Origin of the sequence: Pseudovibrio sp. Ad46 (assembly GCF_001623065.1) — a bacterium.
Classification (GTDB): domain Bacteria; phylum Pseudomonadota; class Alphaproteobacteria; order Rhizobiales; family Stappiaceae; genus Pseudovibrio.
Map to the genome: position 1 here is coordinate 344,669 of NZ_LMCG01000080.1, position 18,427 is coordinate 363,095.

The following is an 18,427-nucleotide window of genomic DNA, read 5'->3' on the forward strand; positions in this document are numbered from 1 at the left end:
GCTCTAAGAAAAATCCAGTGTGCTCAAGCGGTTGATAGGATTACTTCCTTCCTGCTTGAGCTGCTGTAGATATCTGGTCAGGTTTTCATGATCACGCTTTATCTTGCCTGACAGCTTACGCAGCATGTCTTCACCTAAGATCGGCATTTGAGGCGCAGGCAAGTTCTCCATGTCATCACTCAGTTTCGCAACTTCCGTCGCCCCAAGGTTGACTGAAGCAGAACGAAGCGCATGCGCACTTGCCCGAAATAGCTCTGCATCCCGAGCTTCAAATGCAGCTTTAATATCGCGATGTAGCTGTGTGGTGTCTTTCAGATAATCTTCAATCACAGCAATAACGAAATCCAGACCACCAAGTGTTCTCAGTTGTGACAGGCTTGCATAGTCGATCCCAGAGGAAACTTCAGAGGAAAACCGAGGATGCTCGGAAATTGACGTTACCTGACTATTAGCAATTTTCTTGCGGGTGATGTTTTCGTAAACGCCACTTTCTGCGATCACATCATCAACCAATGTCAGAAGCTTTTGCGGCTCGATCGGTTTGGTGGCACATGCATCCGCTCCAGCTTCCTGCGCATTTCGTGCAGCCGCGCGACTTGCATCTGCTGTGAGCGCTATGATCGGAAGGCGATCCTGTCCAAGTTCCGTAATACGATGCAGCTTGATGGTCTCAATACCGTTAAGCACCGGCATATTGATATCCATGATCGCCAGATCGTAAGAGTTATCTTCCAACTCATCCAAGGCCAGTTCGCCGTTGCTGACGAGTTTGCAGGTATGACCACCCTTTTGCAGGATTTTTTCAATAACACGCTGGTTGGTCTTGTTGTCTTCAGCAACAAGAATGTTCAGCCCAATATAGCGACTGAAGTAAGCCTGTAGCTCTTCCTTAAGCTCCATGCCAGATTTCGCATCTTCCGCACCTGCGGCCCTTAGAGCCCACGCAACCGCTTGCGTGGAAACCGGAACTTTGATCGAAGAAACAATACTTGGCTGGAAAACGTCCTCGCACTCTTCTTCCGATGCAGCTGAGTAAACTGGAATCAGATTGACGTTGTGATGGTGACCAGTCGATTTCAGCGCATAGTGCAGGCTATCCGACGTCGCTGCCAGAACATCTTCCCCAACGAAGAGAACAATCTTGCCGCCATCACTGGACGTTTGTTGACGCAAGGCACTGAAGGCACTGCCAACTGTCTCAAAACACTCATGCTCAATGCCACAATCCTGCAAAGAAGCAGCGCAAACATCCCGCAGATCCTTGCGTTTGGAGACAATAGCAACAGCCCCATCTTCCACTTCAAGCCGAATTGTCTCATCACTGACGGCACGGCCTACATTCAGCTCAATGACAAAGGTGCTGCCCTGCCCCGGCTGGCTGGTGACAAACACCTCACCGCCCATCGCCCGGACAACTTCGCGCACAATGGAAAGGCCAAGACCTGTCCCGCCAAACCGATCCACGATACTGTCATCAGCCTGCGTGAAACGGTCAAAAATGCGCGACTGAGCATCTTCAGAAATGCCAATACCGGTATCTTTAACTTCCAGCTGCAATCGAACTTCGCCACCATCAGCTTCCTTGCAAACTGCGCGAATGGAAACGGAGCCTTCTTCGGTAAACTTGACAGCATTGCCAGCAATATTCAGCAAAACTTCGCGGATATGGCGCGCATCGCCCACGAGGAGCGGAGGTAAGTTGCTGTCCACGTAGCGCGAAATGATCAAGCCTTTACCACGCGCTTGCCCTTGCACAATCTGTGTCACTTCACGCAGGATCGAGTTCATGTCAAAGACCGTCCGACTGACGATCATTCGACCACTTTCAATCCGGCTAAAGTCAAGAATGCCGTTGATCATGGAAAGGAGCGAGCTACCGGAATACTTGATGGTCTTCGCCATATCCCGCTGCTCAGCATCCAACTGCGTGTCCTGGATCAGGTCACCCATGCCAATGATCGCATTCAACGGTGTCCGCAACTCATGGCTGACAGCGGTGAGGAACTGGGTCTTCGCTCTATTAGCGGTTTCAGCAGCATGCTGTGCTGCGGTCATCGATCTGATGAGCTTGCTTGCATAGAGCGGCACAACAACAAGACATCCAAGCAAACCCAGACCAAGAATGAACTCACCTTGCCAGTATGGGGTCGTCAGCACCACAGCGAACCCACTCACAGAGGCAATTGTCGCCAATGCCAGATAATCCAACCCAAACCTGAATCCGTTACCGAAGATCACCCACAGATAGATAGGAAACAGGATTGAAAGGTATTCCCCTCCCACATACAGCCCGGCAGAGACTGCCCCGACATCTAGAAAGATCGCCAGAACACGACGAAGTGAACTGATGTTCTGCGAGTAGAGCAGATGAGCAAGCAGTGCCAGGGACCCAACACCAAACGTGGTCATGATGACATTGGTCTGGAAGTTTTCATGAGATCCAAAAGTGATGTTGGAAGCAAGATAAGGCGTGATCAGCAAGGTAAACATAAAACGGTTCAGAGACATCTCGCCTTCACCGCCGCCCAACTGAATAATACGCTTATAAAGATCCTTAAATCCGCTCAACGGGAGCAACTGCAGCTTCGTTTTTCTGTTGTCGTTCATAGTTCAAACTCCGCCCCAGCCAACGCTCGTTGCTGCCCGTTCCCTTGCAAGTTCGCCGCTTGCTCTTCAAGGAGACGTAAAAAGTCCTCAGCAGGTACAGGCTTGCCAAACAAGTAACCCTGCGCCATTTCACAGCCGGCATCTGTGAGATATTCAGCCTGTTCCCGGGTCTCGACACCTTCTGCAATGATGGAGAGATCAAGGCTCTTACCCAACCCAACGATAGCCTTGATGATGACCGTGTTGTTCGGGTCCGTCATCATATCTCGCGTAAAGCACCGGTCAATTTTCAGGCAATCAACGGAGTATCTGCTCAGATATGCGAGGGATGAATACCCGGTCCCAAAATCATCAATCGAAATCGCAATTCCCATCTCACGGATCTCGCGCAAGTCGCGTACAGTTGCTTCTGAGCCATGCAGAACGATGTTCTCTGTAATCTCAATCTCAAGCTTATCAGGCGGCAAACTGCAGGAAACCAAAGCATCTTTCAAAAGCTGTGGCACGTTCTGCTTACGGAATTGTGTTGGCGAAATATTCACGGCAATCCGAGGCGTCGCCACCCCTAAGTCAAGCCACTTTTTTGCCTGCTGACAAGCCGCAAAAATCACCCATTCGCCAATTGGCAGAATAAGCCCAACCTCTTCAGCTGTTCCCAAAAAGACGTTGGGAGCAACCACACCATAGTCTGGTCGGTTCCATCTCAGCAGAGCTTCAGCACCGACAATCTCTTGAGTCCGCAAATCAATCTGAGGCTGATAAAACAGTTCCAGCTGATCATGCTCAATCGCGTTCCGCAGCTCAGCTTCCAACGCGACGGTTTCTTTGACGTGATGATCCATCTTCGTCGAAAACAGATGGAACGTGTTTCCACCATCTGCCTTGGATTGGTACATGGCCATATCTGCGCAACGCAGCAACTCTTCGCTGTTAAGGCCATCCTCCGGGTATTTGGTAATCCCAACACTGGCACTCGTCTGAAGTTCCCGCCCACTGATATGGAACGGTTCTTCAACCACACTCACCAAATGCTGAGCAAAGCGCAGAGCCTCCTCTGAACTCTTCAAATCAGTCTGGAGAATAGCAAACTCGTCACCACCCAATCGCGCAACCAGGTCCGAACCATCTACACAGCGCAATAAACGCTCTGCGAGCACCTCCAGAAGGCGATCGCCGGTACGATGACCCAAAGCATCATTGATTGATTTAAAGCGATCCAGGTCGATAAAATGCAGCGCAAAGCTACGACCGCTGTTTCGGCACTGGAAAATCTCTTCATCAATGCGCTCGCCAAGCATGGTTCTGTTTGGCAAACCCGTCAACGCATCGTGGTGCGCAATATGAAGCAAGTGCGCTTCTGCACGTTTGCGGTCAGAGATATTGGTCGCGGTCGTCACAACATGCGTTGTGTTCCCATCAACGTCCAGCAGAGGGCTTTTTGTAACGATAAAATGGAAGATATCACCAGCATGGTTTCGCTGTTCAATTTCATAGGGCGGCAAGGCTCTGCCCGTAATGAAAACCTTGCGGTCCAAACGACGATTTCTCTCACGGGTAAACTTATCAAACTTGCCGTAAGTATCTTCACCAACAAGATCTGCCGTGGTCGAGTCCAGAAAGCGCGCCCAAGCCGCATTCGAGAACGCGCATAGCCCATCTCGTGTACTGGTCGTGATCATAGCCGGAACACTATCGATCACTTGCGCCAGCTGCTCACGGGAGTCTCGGAGCGCTTCTTTGCTCTGTTGCTCTACGTTGACCAGTTCCTGTTCAAGAAAGCGAGCATGACGTTTGACCGCATTTTGCTCTTCTCGCAGAGCAAGCAGGTTTCTGGCCCGACTGACAAACTCATTGTGGTCAACCGGACTTTGCAGGAAATCAGTTGCGCCCGCCTCCAGCGCACGAATTCTAAACGAGCGATCCGTAAACACGGTGATGACGACAATCGGCACATCGCTGCAATGCTCAAGCGCGCGCACCTTTTGCGTTAGATCAGCACCATCCATTTCCGGCATACTGTAGTCGGTAATAATCAAGTCGGGGACGCTGCTCTCCATATATTCGAGAGCATCAACCGGCGAAGCAAAACAGTGCACTTTGACAGATGCATCTACAGCGAGAGCAAGCTTTTCAAAAATACTTCTATTAATTGCCCTGTCATCGACAATAACGATTGTTGTCATGCAGCTACCACCACGAGCCTAACTGCCGAAGGCAACAAACACCCGCAGCAGTTGAACAAATTCACCCCATGGTTATCTTCGCTTAAGGAGACAGTGTTAAGAAATGCCAAATAGTTATCATTAAATGCCTAGTATCAAACTTGTGGTTCTATTTACCTATCGGCATACATCAGTCGTCCACTGCCAGTGCACAGACGCTTTAGTTTCCTTCATCAACAAAATAAAGCTAACGTAAGCGGCAGTTTGCAGGGATTTCTAGGGTAAATCAAAGGACTGCCCAATTAGTTACTGAAACATTGAGAACACAATAAAAAATTTTCTTCAAATTGCACTAAACAGTTGTGAATATAGATCCACATACACTCACTTAAAGCTAGTGCGCCTGCACAATTAAACAAATAAGAGTGCAGTAACAAAAGTGAGTCTCATAAAAAAAGCAGGTATAGCCCGCCATTCTCCTTTGAATCATTCTTAGTAGAGGTTGCTGAGCATTAGACCTTATACCAAGAAACATCACACTGCAGAAAGCTCATATGGTTGAACCAGCTTAACGCAACAAGCTATTAAGCTCGACCAATATCAAGGCTCTCTGAAGGCTCTCGACATGCTGTCACGAACAGGCTCCATAAGGTAATCGAAGAAGGTGCGGTCTCTCGTTGTGATGTACACCTCCGCTGGCATGCCCGGCGTTGCTTTGAAGTTGAGGTATGTCGGAATTTTCTCACGATCCAGCTTCACACGCGCCTTATAAACATCAGCAGAAACGCTCATAGGATCCTCACTTCGCAACGCATCAGCTGATACGTATACGACCCTTGCGTCCAACATCGGTGTAATCCGCTGGTTCAAAGCCGTCAGGCGAACCATTGCCTTCTGCCCTTCTTTCACGTTGTCAATCTCGGTGGTTTGGATCGACGCTTCAATAATAAGCTCATCCTGCAGAGGTAGGATTTCCATTAGATCCTTACCACTCTCAACCACACCACCTGCAGTGTGATAACGCATCCGAACAACAATCCCGCGAACTGGCGCTACGATCTCAACACGCTGCAGAACATCTTGCGCTGCACGTATTTGCTCACTCACATCATCCAAATCAGCATTAACGACCTGAAGCTCTCCTACAGCAGTTTGCGAGGCCTCATTCTCCGCCCTCACAATTTGCGCCTTTGCTCTGGCGATACGCTCAGTCGCATCTCCAATCTCAGCAAGGATACGACCTTCCTCACCTTTGAGATTGGCCAGTGAGCGTTGAATGCGAAGTACGTCAGATTTCCGAATGAGGCCTTTTCCAAGGATCTTCTGTTTGGAATCCAACTCTTCCTGAAAGAGATCCATCTGCTCCTTCACAGCAACAAGCTGCGATTGGCCACCTTGGATCCTCTCCTTTAGTGCATTAATACCTTGAGTAAAAATATCAATTTCACTCTGAAGTTTTCGGGTTCGAGCTTTGAAGGTCAGCAACTGGTTCAAAATGATACTCTTGATCTTGGCATCCTGCGCGGTGCTTAAGAGTTCCTTCGGCAGCACCAATGACTTCTGGCCTTTGGCCTCTTGCGTCAAACGCGCTTGAATAGCTTGAAGGCGTGCTTGCCGGATCAACAAGCGCTCAAGGTTAGCTTTAGCTGCTGTCTCATCAAGTTTCACCAGCACTGCACCAGCAGCCACCACATCCCCCTCTTTCACAAGGATTTCCTTGATGATTCCACCTTCAAAGTGCTGAACAATCTTGTTTTGCCCAGTGGCAACAAAGGATCCTGAGGCGACGACAGCCCCTGCCATTGGTGCACTGGAAGCCCAGTACCCAAAACCGGCAAATGTGAAAGCAATAATGATAAAACTAGCCAGTATGGGCGCGCGAGTTGTGCGAGGCACATCCTCATACCAGCTTCCATCAAGTATAAGAGCTCTAGTAGACATAAAAATCACCAAATAAGAAAAGCTTAAACTATTCAGCTGGTTGTGCTGCTGGCAGATTATGCCCCGGCGCATTTTGATGTTGTGGAATGCCGGGTCGCTTACCAGTTATCAATGGCATCACTTCATCACGGCTGCCAAAGGCAGCAACCGTCCCATCCTTGAGCATCATGATTTTATCGACACAACGCAGCAAAGCAGGCCGTTGCGTGATGGCAATAACAGTCATGCCATCTTGCTTTGCACGTTCAAGAGCCTGAGCAAGCGCCTGCTCCCCGATTGTATCCAAGTTAGAATTAGGCTCATCAAGAACCAACAAACGCGGATTATTGTAAAACGCGCGCGCCAATCCAATACGTTGACGTTGCCCGCCAGAAAGCGGTGCACCATCCATAGCAACCTGCGTCTCATACCCCTGAGAAAACTGCGAAACCATCTCATGGATGTCCGACATTTGCGCAGCTTTGAAGACATCTTCATCTTTGGCTTCGCGGTTCATGCGAGCGATGTTCTCTTTAATTGTGCCTGGGAAAAGCTGTACATCCTGAGGCAAATACCCAATGTTTTCGCCCAGCTGCCGGCTATCCCAGTTCCGCAGATCCATCATATCAAGGCGCACATTGCCCGCTGTTGGAATAAGGGAACCAACCAACATCTTCCCAAGCGTGCTCTTGCCTGATCCCGAAGCACCAACCACCGCCAACGATTCACCGGGAGAAAGCTGGAACGAAATACCATTTAGGATCACGCGTTTGTTGGGCGGTGGAACAAACAACAAACGCTCAACACTCAACCGCCCCGCAGGATTCGGCAGGCGCAACCGATGTACATTCAGGGGCGAAGTATGGAGCAACTTCTGAATACGGCCATACGCACTCTTCGCTCCCACATAGCTCTTCCAACCATCAATAATACCTTCAACTGGAGCCAACGCACGACCACCAATAATAGAGGCTGCAATAATCATCCCCCCGGTTATTTCATTGGAAAGCGCAAGCCATGCCCCCCATCCCAGCATCGTGATCTGTGTCGACAGGCGGATGAATTTTGAGATCGCAGAAATCAGGACATTTCTGTCTTGTCCCATTATTTGCGCTTTCAAAGACTCTGCAGTCTCTTTACCCCAGATAATCACCCCTTCCGGTATCATCCCCATCGCATTCATGACCTGGGCGTTTCTCGCCATTGCCTCAGCTTGCAGATTGGCACGCGAGGAAAACGCATTGGCCTTTCCAAACGGTACAGCTGTCAGCTTCTGGTTGATCCGTGCAAGCACAAGAAGCAACAGAATGGTCGTTGTCACAATCATCCCCAAATGAGGATGAACCAGATAGACGACGAGCAGGTATATAGGAGCAACCGGTGCATCCATGATGGTTAAAAGAACTGAACCAGTGAGGAAGCTTCTCAATTGCTGAAGGTCGGAAAGAGCCTGAAATTCCTGACTACTGCCGTTGTGAGACGCTCGCGCCGCGGCACTCAAAACAGGCCCACCAAGGCGTGTTTCAACATCCACAGCAACCCGCATGAGCATGAAGCGCCGGAACATATCCAACAGCACATGTGCAAGCACAAGCCCGATAACAATGGCTGTCAGCATCACCAAAGTATCAACACTCCGGCTCGTCAGAACACGGTCGGAAATCTGAAATAAGTAAATTGGAACAGACAGGATCAGAAGACTGGCGCAAAACGAAAAGAAACCAACATAAAGCAGGTTTACCTTGGCACGCGCCAATCCATTCTGCATCAACTTGCGAAAATCAATATCTTCATAGGGTCCTCCATTCTTCCTGGAGGCGAAATTACCCTTTTGGCTGGCAAGCTTTTCTCCATGTGCAGGCTCTTGTTGAACACCATCCACCTGCAATGTTTTGCTCGCTTGCCTCCCACGTTGCCGGCTATTGTTCTTTGTCGCTCGAGCTTTAAACATATATTCTCTCTATAAAAACCTATTAAAATCAAACAAGTATATCGGAGACCATGTCACTCTCACCCGCATAAGGAACAAACGCGGGCGACGTTCCGGTTTCGCTACCACCGTCATTGCCAGTAAATGCAACAACTTCCGAAACCAGATCTGTATTTCCATTCAATGCTGTTTCGAGATCATCTTCTTCAGAGACAACGATATTGACTTTTATAACAATGTCTTCCTCTGAGTATTCGCCATCCAAATATTGAAAACCCGACTGACTATCATAATCAATGATGGTTGCTTTGTTGCTCGTCTTGTTACTTGAAGTGTCCAGATATCCTTCTTGGTCATCTTCAACGCCCTCACCATTAATAACCTGCGTGAGAACACCGTCATCCTCTTGTTCTTTATGGATCTTCACATAGTCCGCATCCGAGAGAACATTGATCTGCTCAATCGCATTGATTTGGTAATAATCACCAGTGATGTAGAGGACTTTCAGATCAGTGCTCGGCAGGATCGGCAAACCACCTGTGGCAGAAGAGGCGGTATACTCGTAGTCCCCTGCTCGACCATCAATAGCGTCCACCAAACCGTTCACCTCAGAGGTCATCGGCTTCATCAGCGATCCGCCACCAATATTCTTAATCGTACCTTCATTGGTCAGCACATTGTGCCGTCCGGTCCCACTGATAGCTGCACCAGTCGCATCAATATAATCGGCATCCAGGAGGATATTTTTCTGACTGATGTAGTTGACGTCATAGTAGTTTCCAAGAACAATAATCACATCGTAATTCTGAATGTTATCAATCAACTGCGCCGCGTTGACCTGGGTGTTATCACCGGTCTGAACATAATAACCACTGTTGTTCAACTGGTATGAAACGCAGTCGTCGTCGGAAAGAAAGTTCTTCTGACTGACAATATTCAGGTCATAAAAATTACCGCTAACAACATCAACACTCATGGAGTAATCGGGGTTGTTGTAGGTAACTGCGGAGGAAATAATGTACTCACCTTCGGAAGTCACATTGGCATCATTGAAGACAATCGTTTCATCAAGTCCCTGACCGACGACAGTGTCCGCTGGCAGATCTGTAGGACCATAATATAAGTTGCTTTGAATGATCGAGTTTGTGGCGTAGTAATCCCCCATCACGACAGTCGAACATTTCAACTCACTCAGGTCTACAATCGAGGCAACATTGACCGCTTCATTGTCACCGGTCGTTACATAGCTGCTATCGCTCTGTTCATCTTCAGAGGTGTCGTCTTCTGCTTGCTCGTCCTCGGGCAGTTCACCAATGTTCTCACCACTTGTAAAAGAAGGATTTGGTGCATCATTCTCCGCTCTATGAACCAGCATCTCGCCGATGGCATCAGCCGCACTTTGCGCATCACCACCATCAAAAATCTGGTCAAGCGTATCCAGCTCAATGTCACTCGCAACATCAAGCAGTTGATCCAGCACTTCATCTGAGTTCCACTCAGGAATATCATCCCCGAACTCACTTTTGGACAAAAGCAAATCATCATCCGTCAGGGCGTTTTCCTGAGCGAGGTTTATTTCAATGTCCGGCGCATAAATATCGCGATAAGTGAAGGTGATAGTATACGTGTAGTCCAGTGATTGACCGCTATCTCCACCTTGCAGCAGCTCTGGGCCCGTACCGTCTTCAAACAGTACAACTTCAGAAGGTGGAACAAACTCAGAAGCATTTACGAGCGTCTCAACCGAATATGGGAGACGGGCTTGTGACAGCGCGCTAATTTCTGGCAAAAGCGACGGAAGATTGTAGAACTTTTCATAGGGAAGGTCTGCGGTACCTCCGCGAGAATAAACCACTTCCACCGGAGTAATCACAATAGTGTCTTGGGCAAACCGTGCTTCGTCAAAGCTCTGTTCAGCTGTAGCGATACTATCAAAAATCTTCATGTAGCCGATAAAGTGCCAGCTCAATTCATTTATAGCCTGCGACAGCATAAAATATCCTAACAATTTCATATGGATATATAAATCAATCTGCGCGGATCACTCCGCGCAGATCTTGTTTAGTTTGGATTATGCAAGGTCGTCTTCGCCAACCACGTTCACGGTTGAGGAACCGCCCACGACGTTGACATCAACAGCATTGGCCTGAACGTTCGCACCCATGACAATTGTCTGATTAAAGGCATTAGCCACACCCAGAGCATCAGCAGTCGCAGCCGTAGAAGCCGTCACGCTGTAATCGTCACCGGTATTGAAGTCGAAGAGACTTTCTGCATCGTGAATGCCATCCGCAGACATGGCCTGACCACCATCAGCAACGATAGTCTGATCAAGCGTTCCATGGTTATGAACTTCAACATTGGTGATCGTGTCTTGATCATACAATGCATTTGCTTGCTCAGCACCGAAGATGGTGTCAGTGCCATTCGCATCCAGATTGCCAAAAAAGCCGCCACCAACATCTGGGCTACCAGAAGGTGTGATGTCCAATGCACCCAGACCATCATCTTCTCCTGTGAAGAGAAGCGTATCGTTCTGACCTGTAACATCCAGCTCAGTCGAGTTGACCTGCTTGTTACCACCTGAGTACAGGCTCTGGTTGAAGGCAGATGTCTTCGCCGTAGCATCCGCAGAAGCAACAGCTTCCGCAGTTACAGTGTAGTCATCACCAACAGAACCATTAGCAACGAACGAACTCACTGGATCGGTAATACCGTCACCAGAGTCAGCATCACCACCAGTTGCCGTAACAGTCTGAGTTAGCTCATCGAAGTTTTCGACATCGGCTTCATCAATCTGGTCGTTGTCACCAGCAGTGTTGTTTTGTGAGAACAAGGCAAGGCTGTCAGCATTGCCAGCAACGGTACCAGATCGAATTGAGTTCGAAGCCCCACCCTCACTGTCATCACCAACGGAGATGACATTCTTGTTGTCTCCAACAATCTCAACATCTGCAGAGTTTACCTGCGCATTGCCACCGGTAGATATTACCTGGTTGAATGCTGAGGCTTCCGCAACAGCATCAGCAGACGACAAGGCTTTACCTGTGAGAGATGCATTGTCACCAACGTTCAACGCACCCTTCACATCTGTGCCATCAATACCACCGGAACCAACACCAGCACTCGCAGTACCACCTGTTGCGGTAACATCCTGCTCAACATTAGAGTAGTTAACAACATCCGCATCAGAAATACTGTCACCATCATAAATGGTATTGCTCTGATACCCGCCGAGGAGGGAGTCGGTTGAATCTACACCGCCGTTGTTAGCTGGACCAGTACCAGTTACAGATGCAAATGCTACGTTGGAGTCTTCGCCGGCAGACTGAACATTACTGCTTCCACCAGTTACGCTCAGATCAAGATCATTACTCTGAGCATTACCACCAGAAAACAGCTTCTGGTTCATGGAAGACGCAGAAGCAGACGCATCCGCAGTTGCTTGCGTAACACCAGTGATGGAAGAGTCATCTCCAACACTCGCAGCTCCAACATCTCCATCCCAGTCGGCAACACTGATGCCAGCACCACTTGTGGCTGTTCCGCCTGAAGCAGAGACATCCTGATCAACCATGTCGCGATTTACGACATCAGCATCAGAAATGGTATCCTTGTCACCAAGCGTGTTTTCCTGCCACGCACCAGCTGCTGTGTCGGTATCAGACTGACCGGCAGCTGCTGCCTGACCAAACTGGCCAAGTGTTGCATTGTCTTCGCCAGATGCAGCAACGCCAGAGTTCGCACCTACAATGCTTGCATCGTAAGAATTGCTCTGTCCATTGCTACCTGAACTAAGAACCTGCTCAAACGATGCTGCAGAAGCCGTAGCATCAGCACCAGCGTTGGAAAGGCCACTTATGCTGCTGTCTTCCGCAACACCAGGAGCACCTTGAGCACCAATTTGACCATCCCCACTGGATGCAATGCCATCACCAGCAGTTGCAGTTCCACCAGTAGCAGTCACATCTTGAGTGGAATCATGGAAGTTACGAACATCACTATCCCAGATGGTATCGCCATCGTAAGCAGTGTTACCTTGTAGGCCACCTGAAAAACTATCGGTGTTCGTAGTTCCAACCCAAGTACCGTTTACTTCCGCGTCGTCCTGACCAGCAGAAGCAACATTCACATCAGCACCAGTAACAGAAACGGATGCAGAGTTGCTTTGAGCATTACCACCTGTCAACTGAGTCTGAGTGAAGGACTGAGCAACACCTGTCGCGTCAGCAGATGCTGAACTGGAGCCTGAGATGCTCTCATTTCCATCAATGTTGGTTGAGCTACCACCAGTCTGAACAATACCAGTTCCAGAAGATGCGGTTCCGCCGTCTACATCAACACTCTGAGTGCTATGGCCCCAGTTAGTGACGTCCGCATGCTCGATTTCATCAACATCACCAAGCTGATTGCTCTGATCACTCCACGAGGTTGTTGTGGTGTCATGATCGACAGGTGCAATCGGCTCAGACCCAGCAGTAGCTCCGCTCTCACCAGCTGCTGCAACAGCTTTGTTACCACCAGTAATATCGACATCGACGGAGTTTGATTGAGCATTGCCACCAGTTTTGAGTGTTTGCCCAAAGTTGATCGCAGCGCCTACACCATTCGCACTTGCAGAAGCACTGCCGGAGATGGAGCTATCATCACCAACGGTATCAGGACCGAGATTACCACCAAGAGCTTCAATACCGTTACCTGCGGTCGCACTGCCAGCATCAACTGTGACGGTTTGCACCGCATCTGCCCCACCAGTGTTGATGACATCAGGGCTGAACAAAGTGTCGCCTTCGTACATCTCATTTTCTTGAGACTGAAAGGATCGGGTATTTGTGTTGGTGTCACCTCTGCCAGCCAAAAGCGAAACAGGGCCTGCAGCAGCACCAGCATTGTCTTCACCAGCAATCGAGGCCGTCATTTCTGCGCCAGTCACAGAGACTTCAGCAGAGTTACCTTGGGCGTTTCCGCCTGTGGTCAATGATTGCGTAAAGGACTGTGCGACACCTTGAGCATTTGCAGAAGCCGCAGCAGATCCACTCATGTCAAAGTTACTATGCACTGCAGCAGAAGTACCAGAATCAAACGAGATACCATTACCAGCATTCGAGATGCCGCCAGTTACATCTGCACTTTGTGAGCTATCGTGCTCATTCCAAACATTCGCATCATCAATCTCATCTTTATCGCCAAGCGCATTAGACTGATTACTTTCAGTGCGTGTCCCAGTTCTGTGATCGCCGTAAACTGATGGGTTGTCAGCATTTAGAGACGCAGTGGCACCGTCCTCACCAGCAGAAGCAGTAACCTGATTTGCTCCAGTTACACCTAACTCAGAGGCATTACTTTGTGAGTTGCCACCAGTGCTGACTTTCTGTTCAAAGCTTGCAGCAACACCCAAAGCGTCAGACTTGGCAAGCGTCGAACCAGTGATGGAACCATCATCGACTACGTGTTCCGCACCTAGACGGCCACCGTTCATGTCAATACCGTCACCAGCGGTCGCATCGTCACCGTAGGCTTCAATCTTCTGAGTAGAATGCCCGTCATTATGAAGGCTTGGCTCTAGAACTGCATCGGCATCGTAAGCTTCGTTAGACTGGTTAAACCGAGCATTTGTGCCTGTTTCAGATTCATTAATAGATGAATTCCAATCGGCACTGACCTGAATACCAGCAGTCGCGTCATCTTCACCAGAGGTTGCCTGGCCAACACCAGTACCTGTAATGTCAAGACTTGCAGAGTTGCCCTGGGCATTGCTACCTGCAGAAATGTCTTGTTGGAAACCAACGCCAACAGCACTTGCTGAAGCAGATGCGACAGCACTACCGCTTACGCTTCCGTCACCACCAACAGATGCAGAAGATCCGATATGGTCAATTGAATTGATGCCATCATCACTAGATGCATTACCTGCTTTGGCTTTAACAACCTGCAAAGAGTCATCAAGATTGGCAACTTCAGGATTTGCAATAGCACCGTCAATGTTGCCACCACCAAAACTACCACCAACGCCATCATTCAGTTCATTTGACTGATTGACACGCCCACGAGTGTTGGTATCTGAGTTACCAGAAGTGTAGTCAGTCCCACCGACAACAGCTTGAGCACCAGATCCACCAGCACCAGAAACATCTACATCTGAACCTGTGATCGATAGATCAACATTGTTGCCCTGCTCGTTGCTACCAGTTTGTAGTGTCTGGTTGAAGCCACGTGCAAGACCAGATGCATCTGCTTGTGCAGCAGTAGAACCAGTGATGCTTTCATCATCACCAACGCCAACATTTGAGCCAGCAATATCAGTTGGTCCAGCACCAATGATGCCATTACCAGAATCAGCATCACCACCTTTAACTTTTACACGTTGCTCAGCATCACCATCATTCGTGACGGTAACATTATTGAGTGTATCAAGGTCATTCGCGTAGTTGGATTGGTTTGCACGAACCAGTGTATCCGTGTCGTTATCTGCTGCTGCCGCCCCTGCTTGATGCGCATTGACACCAGAGCCGTCACCACCAACGGTCGACGCATCAAAGTTTCCACCAGTTACACTGCCGGAGACATCGTTGCTCTGCAGGTTCGCACCGGTCGCGATACCCTGATCAAAGGCAAGCGCAACACCCTGGCCATTCGCTGAAGCGGAAGAACTCGCATCAATGGTCAGGTCGTCGCCAATCTGTAGTGCAGCGTTAATATCCTGAATGCCATCGCCAGCCTGTGCGATTGTATCAATCAGATCATGACGGTTCACTAAGACCTCTTGGTCTAACGAACCGTCATTAAGCACTTCAGCGCTACTATCACCATTGTGCTCAACGACATCCTTATCACCGAGCGTGTTATCCTGCTCTGCGCGGATACGCGTATCAGTGCCATCAGTAAATGGATTGTAACCAGACATATCGTCTCCAAATATTCGGAGAACTGCCCTGCAAGAAGCCGATCATTTGCGTCAGCTGGTTGCCACAGGTTCTCCTGAGGATTGAAAAAGTGTTTCATTCCATGATTTGAAGGCTGTCATTTCGATTTAGCTTTTTTGACCAAAGGTCAGAACAAGCAAATGGCTTGTAAACTCGGATAACCCCGAATTTGGACGCAAGATTCCAGATCGCACAAATGTAAAATCTGTACGCTAAACAACACGTCGGCTTCAGAAAACGAAGTAACCGATAAAATATGCGCTGGTTCTGGAATTCTGGCTAAATTACTAACTAAATGCTCTTGCTAAAACGAATAGACTCCATTCCTCCAAACAAAACCTCCAGTAAAGAAGAAAGAATATTCCTCTTGGAAGCGGCGGAAGCTATACCACGGCCTAAAAAACAGACAAACCAAGAGTAATATCTGGTAATAATCAACAATACATTCAATTGAACTAGACAATAATTACTATGACAATCTAGGATATTAATAGTGAGTTAACGTTAGTATTCGCAAATTAGTGTTTTAAATATTACTAAAAAATAACTAAGAACTTCTAACAGGGAAGTGTTTATTGGTCTCAATAATGACAGTGTCATCTAAATCACATAGCAACCTGATCAAGAAATAGGTTTTCGGTGACCTATGTAATATGCAGTGAATTCTCAAGGTAGCTAAAACACTGTTTGAGTGTAAAAGTTATAGGTTTATAACCAAACTTTGCCGACTAATAAAAGAACGCCATACTCTAATTTAAAGGCACAATCCGCCCAGTAACCCACATTCCTGATCGCATAAATTTCTTCACAGGTAATTCAGGAATATCTTCAGTCACTGTGGCTTATGCTCCTTTAAATCTCAGGAATCATCGAAACTAAGCCTCATTTACTTCACCAACACTCCCCAGACATTCAATCAAAGAGTCGCCAAGCAAAACCTGTCCGTCACGCTCTATAAATAACGCCTTAGCTTTGCTACCCTTGCGTTAGAAACGTAATTATAGGCTGCAAAACGAGTATTCTCAGACAGGCGCGCTTTATGCACGATCAAACCTCTCATTCACCTGACTTTGACGAACTAGACAGAATTGCCCCCAACAAGGCTGGGCGGCGAAACCTCCTGTTCGCTTTGATTGGAAACATCAATTACAGCTGGTCCAACAATGAGAGCACGTTCATCTACATCCTGCAGCATCTCATGCAGACCGACGAACTCACCGCAACTCTTGTCTTCGGCACTCTCAACACAACGAGGGCAAGGCTGGAACTGATAGAACGCCTGGCAGACGCAAAGCTAAAAAATGTTGCTCTCAAAAAGAAGCTGCGCCGCATTCTTCGCATCTTCAACGAAAGTACCCGGCTAAGAAATGAATTTAGCCACGCAACCTTCAAGCAGAACCAACAAGGCGAGATCACTCACACCCATTCCATGCGCATTCAACGCAAGAATGGACAGATCCAGCTTGGTGAAATCAAGGCAGTCGACGACGCGCGCATCACCCAAATGGGAAATGCAATCGAGAAGCTTGTGAAACTCAACCGGGAGATCTGGGCATTTCTACCCGAGCTACAGCAAGCAATGACACATACAACAGAAACCGAAGAAGGTCAGAGATCACCCCATCTCCAACCTTCCTAATCTTATCTCTATGAAGAACTGCGCTTCCCGGCTGTAAGGCCAACCAGTCGGAAATATGCCCAATAAGGGACAAACCGTAGCAGTTTCAAAGCCGTAACGAGCGGGAAAGGAAACGCAATCTCAAAGCTCTTACGGTCAAGGCCTTTCTTGATCCGTTTGGCAGCCCCTTCTGCACTCACGATAAAGGGCATAGGCAACTTGCTATTTTCAGTCATCGCGGTCTTCACAAACCCGGGATTGATGACTGAAAGAGAGAGGCTCGCCCGATCAAAACTCGGTTTCAACGCCTCACAAAGATTGATGAGCGCAGCTTTTGTAGGGCCATAACTTGCAGCGTAAGGCAGCCCTCCATACCCACTAAGCGAAGAAATGATGGCAACGTGCCCGGAGCCGCGTTCTTTCAGCAGTGGGAACAAGTTATGTATGGTCCGCACAGCACCAAAATAGTTTGTATCCATCGCACTGACGCAGACTTCCTCGGTCAATGTCGAAAGTCCACCAATGTGAAAAACACCTGCGCAATAAAGCGTCAAATCGGGCAGGCTGGCATTTTCATCAAAATCGTGGGCGGCTTGAGCTATCTGCTCATTATCCGTTACATCAAGCGGTAAACTCGTCACTGATGTGTATGTTTCTTTCAGTGCTTCAAGTCGATCAACCCGGCGGCCACTCGCAACAACCTGCCAGCCATCATCTGCATAAAGCTTGCAGAGCTCCTCACCAATCCCTGAAGTTGCCCCAATAATCCAGACAGTCTTTTTTCGAGATGTCATTCGCACTCCCCCCAAAGCAACATTAGAATTCCCGTGGGAGGAGCAAAGCATAGGAATGGCTATTGCCGCAACAACTTCTGCATGCTCAAAGCACACCAGCTCTCGCTTTTGTTTATACTCGCCTCACAACTGGCAAGGCTACCAGCCTTAGAAACAAGCAACTGACCTTTCTCAATCCTGTTGAGATAAACGAAAAGCTCCGGCTTATCGCCTTCATCATCAGCACCCGGATGTTCAAACTCAGAGATCGGAGCCGAGCTTTGATGGCAACCAGCATAATGGATCTTAAAGCGCGGCTCCGCCAAAATTTCCTTCAACGCAACAATGCCTTGCTGACATTCCTCAACACTATCTTTTTCAACGTAGGAAGCACCCACCTCACCATTCGGCCCCGCTGAACTCAGCAAAAACATGAGAAGCACGGTTTTCATGTGATGATACCCTTTTAAATACAGTCCCACCGCTATTACGGT

At 48.5% G+C, this 18,427-nt stretch carries 9 protein-coding genes; 1 reads left to right on the forward strand and 8 read right to left on the reverse strand.

The window, feature by feature from the left end:
- Positions 1 to 3: 3 nt before the first annotated feature.
- The 6 genes from PsAD46_RS24905 to PsAD46_RS24930 form a co-directional block, all read right to left on the reverse strand.
- A complete protein-coding gene (locus PsAD46_RS24905; RefSeq protein WP_063308097.1) occupies positions 4 to 2,607 on the reverse strand; it encodes a hybrid sensor histidine kinase/response regulator in 2,604 nt (867 codons plus the stop codon).
- Positions 2,604 to 4,790, reverse strand: a complete 2,187-nt coding sequence (locus tag PsAD46_RS24910; protein WP_063294041.1) for an EAL domain-containing protein — start codon at positions 4,788 to 4,790, stop codon at positions 2,604 to 2,606. Before PsAD46_RS24910 ends, PsAD46_RS24905 begins: the two co-directional genes overlap by 4 nt.
- A 579-nt stretch (positions 4,791 to 5,369) precedes the next feature.
- The gene (locus PsAD46_RS24915) at positions 5,370 to 6,710 is read right to left on the reverse strand and encodes an HlyD family type I secretion periplasmic adaptor subunit (protein ID WP_208982020.1); all 1,341 of its coding nucleotides are present in this window, start codon (positions 6,708 to 6,710) and stop codon (positions 5,370 to 5,372) included.
- 28 nt (positions 6,711 to 6,738) lie between these two features.
- Entirely contained in the window at positions 6,739 to 8,577 is a 1,839-nt protein-coding gene (locus PsAD46_RS24920) for a type I secretion system permease/ATPase (RefSeq protein ID WP_063294112.1), read from the reverse strand.
- 91 nt (positions 8,578 to 8,668) lie between these two features.
- Entirely contained in the window at positions 8,669 to 10,612 is a 1,944-nt protein-coding gene (locus PsAD46_RS24925; protein WP_063308098.1) for a hypothetical protein, read from the reverse strand.
- A 78-nt stretch (positions 10,613 to 10,690) separates the two neighbouring features.
- Entirely contained in the window at positions 10,691 to 15,523 is a 4,833-nt protein-coding gene (locus PsAD46_RS24930; protein WP_063308099.1) for a hypothetical protein, read from the reverse strand.
- Positions 15,524 to 16,581: 1,058 nt separating this feature from the next.
- On the opposite strand from PsAD46_RS24930, the gene PsAD46_RS24935 reads away from it, so the two are divergent.
- Entirely contained in the window at positions 16,582 to 17,181 is a 600-nt protein-coding gene (locus tag PsAD46_RS24935; protein ID WP_063308100.1) for a hypothetical protein, read from the forward strand.
- An 8-nt stretch (positions 17,182 to 17,189) separates the two neighbouring features.
- Here PsAD46_RS24935 and PsAD46_RS24940 read toward each other — a convergent pair whose 3' ends face one another.
- Entirely contained in the window at positions 17,190 to 17,954 is a 765-nt protein-coding gene (locus PsAD46_RS24940; protein WP_063308101.1) for an SDR family NAD(P)-dependent oxidoreductase, read from the reverse strand.
- 59 nt (positions 17,955 to 18,013) lie between these two features.
- On the reverse strand, positions 18,014 to 18,385 hold the full coding sequence (locus PsAD46_RS24945) for a hypothetical protein (RefSeq protein WP_063308102.1): 372 nt from the start codon (positions 18,383 to 18,385) through the stop codon (positions 18,014 to 18,016).
- Positions 18,386 to 18,427 lie beyond the last annotated feature (42 nt).

What these genes read in the sequence shown, in the direction of transcription:
- PsAD46_RS24915 (WP_208982020.1), bottom strand. Translation starts at nt 6,710, where the DNA reads ATGTCTACTAGAGCTCTTATACTTGATGGAAGCTGGTATGAGGATGTG.
- PsAD46_RS24925 (WP_063308098.1), bottom strand. Translation starts at nt 10,612, where the DNA reads ATGCTGTCGCAGGCTATAAATGAATTGAGCTGGCACTTTATCGGCTAC.
- PsAD46_RS24910 (WP_063294041.1), bottom strand. Translation starts at nt 4,790, where the DNA reads ATGACAACAATCGTTATTGTCGATGACAGGGCAATTAATAGAAGTATT.
- PsAD46_RS24905 (WP_063308097.1), bottom strand. Translation starts at nt 2,607, where the DNA reads ATGAACGACAACAGAAAAACGAAGCTGCAGTTGCTCCCGTTGAGCGGA.
- PsAD46_RS24945 (WP_063308102.1), bottom strand. Translation starts at nt 18,385, where the DNA reads ATGAAAACCGTGCTTCTCATGTTTTTGCTGAGTTCAGCGGGGCCGAAT.
- PsAD46_RS24930 (WP_063308099.1), bottom strand. Translation starts at nt 15,523, where the DNA reads ATGTCTGGTTACAATCCATTTACTGATGGCACTGATACGCGTATCCGC.
- PsAD46_RS24935 (WP_063308100.1), top strand. Translation starts at nt 16,582, where the DNA reads ATGCACGATCAAACCTCTCATTCACCTGACTTTGACGAACTAGACAGA.
- PsAD46_RS24940 (WP_063308101.1), bottom strand. Translation starts at nt 17,954, where the DNA reads ATGACATCTCGAAAAAAGACTGTCTGGATTATTGGGGCAACTTCAGGG.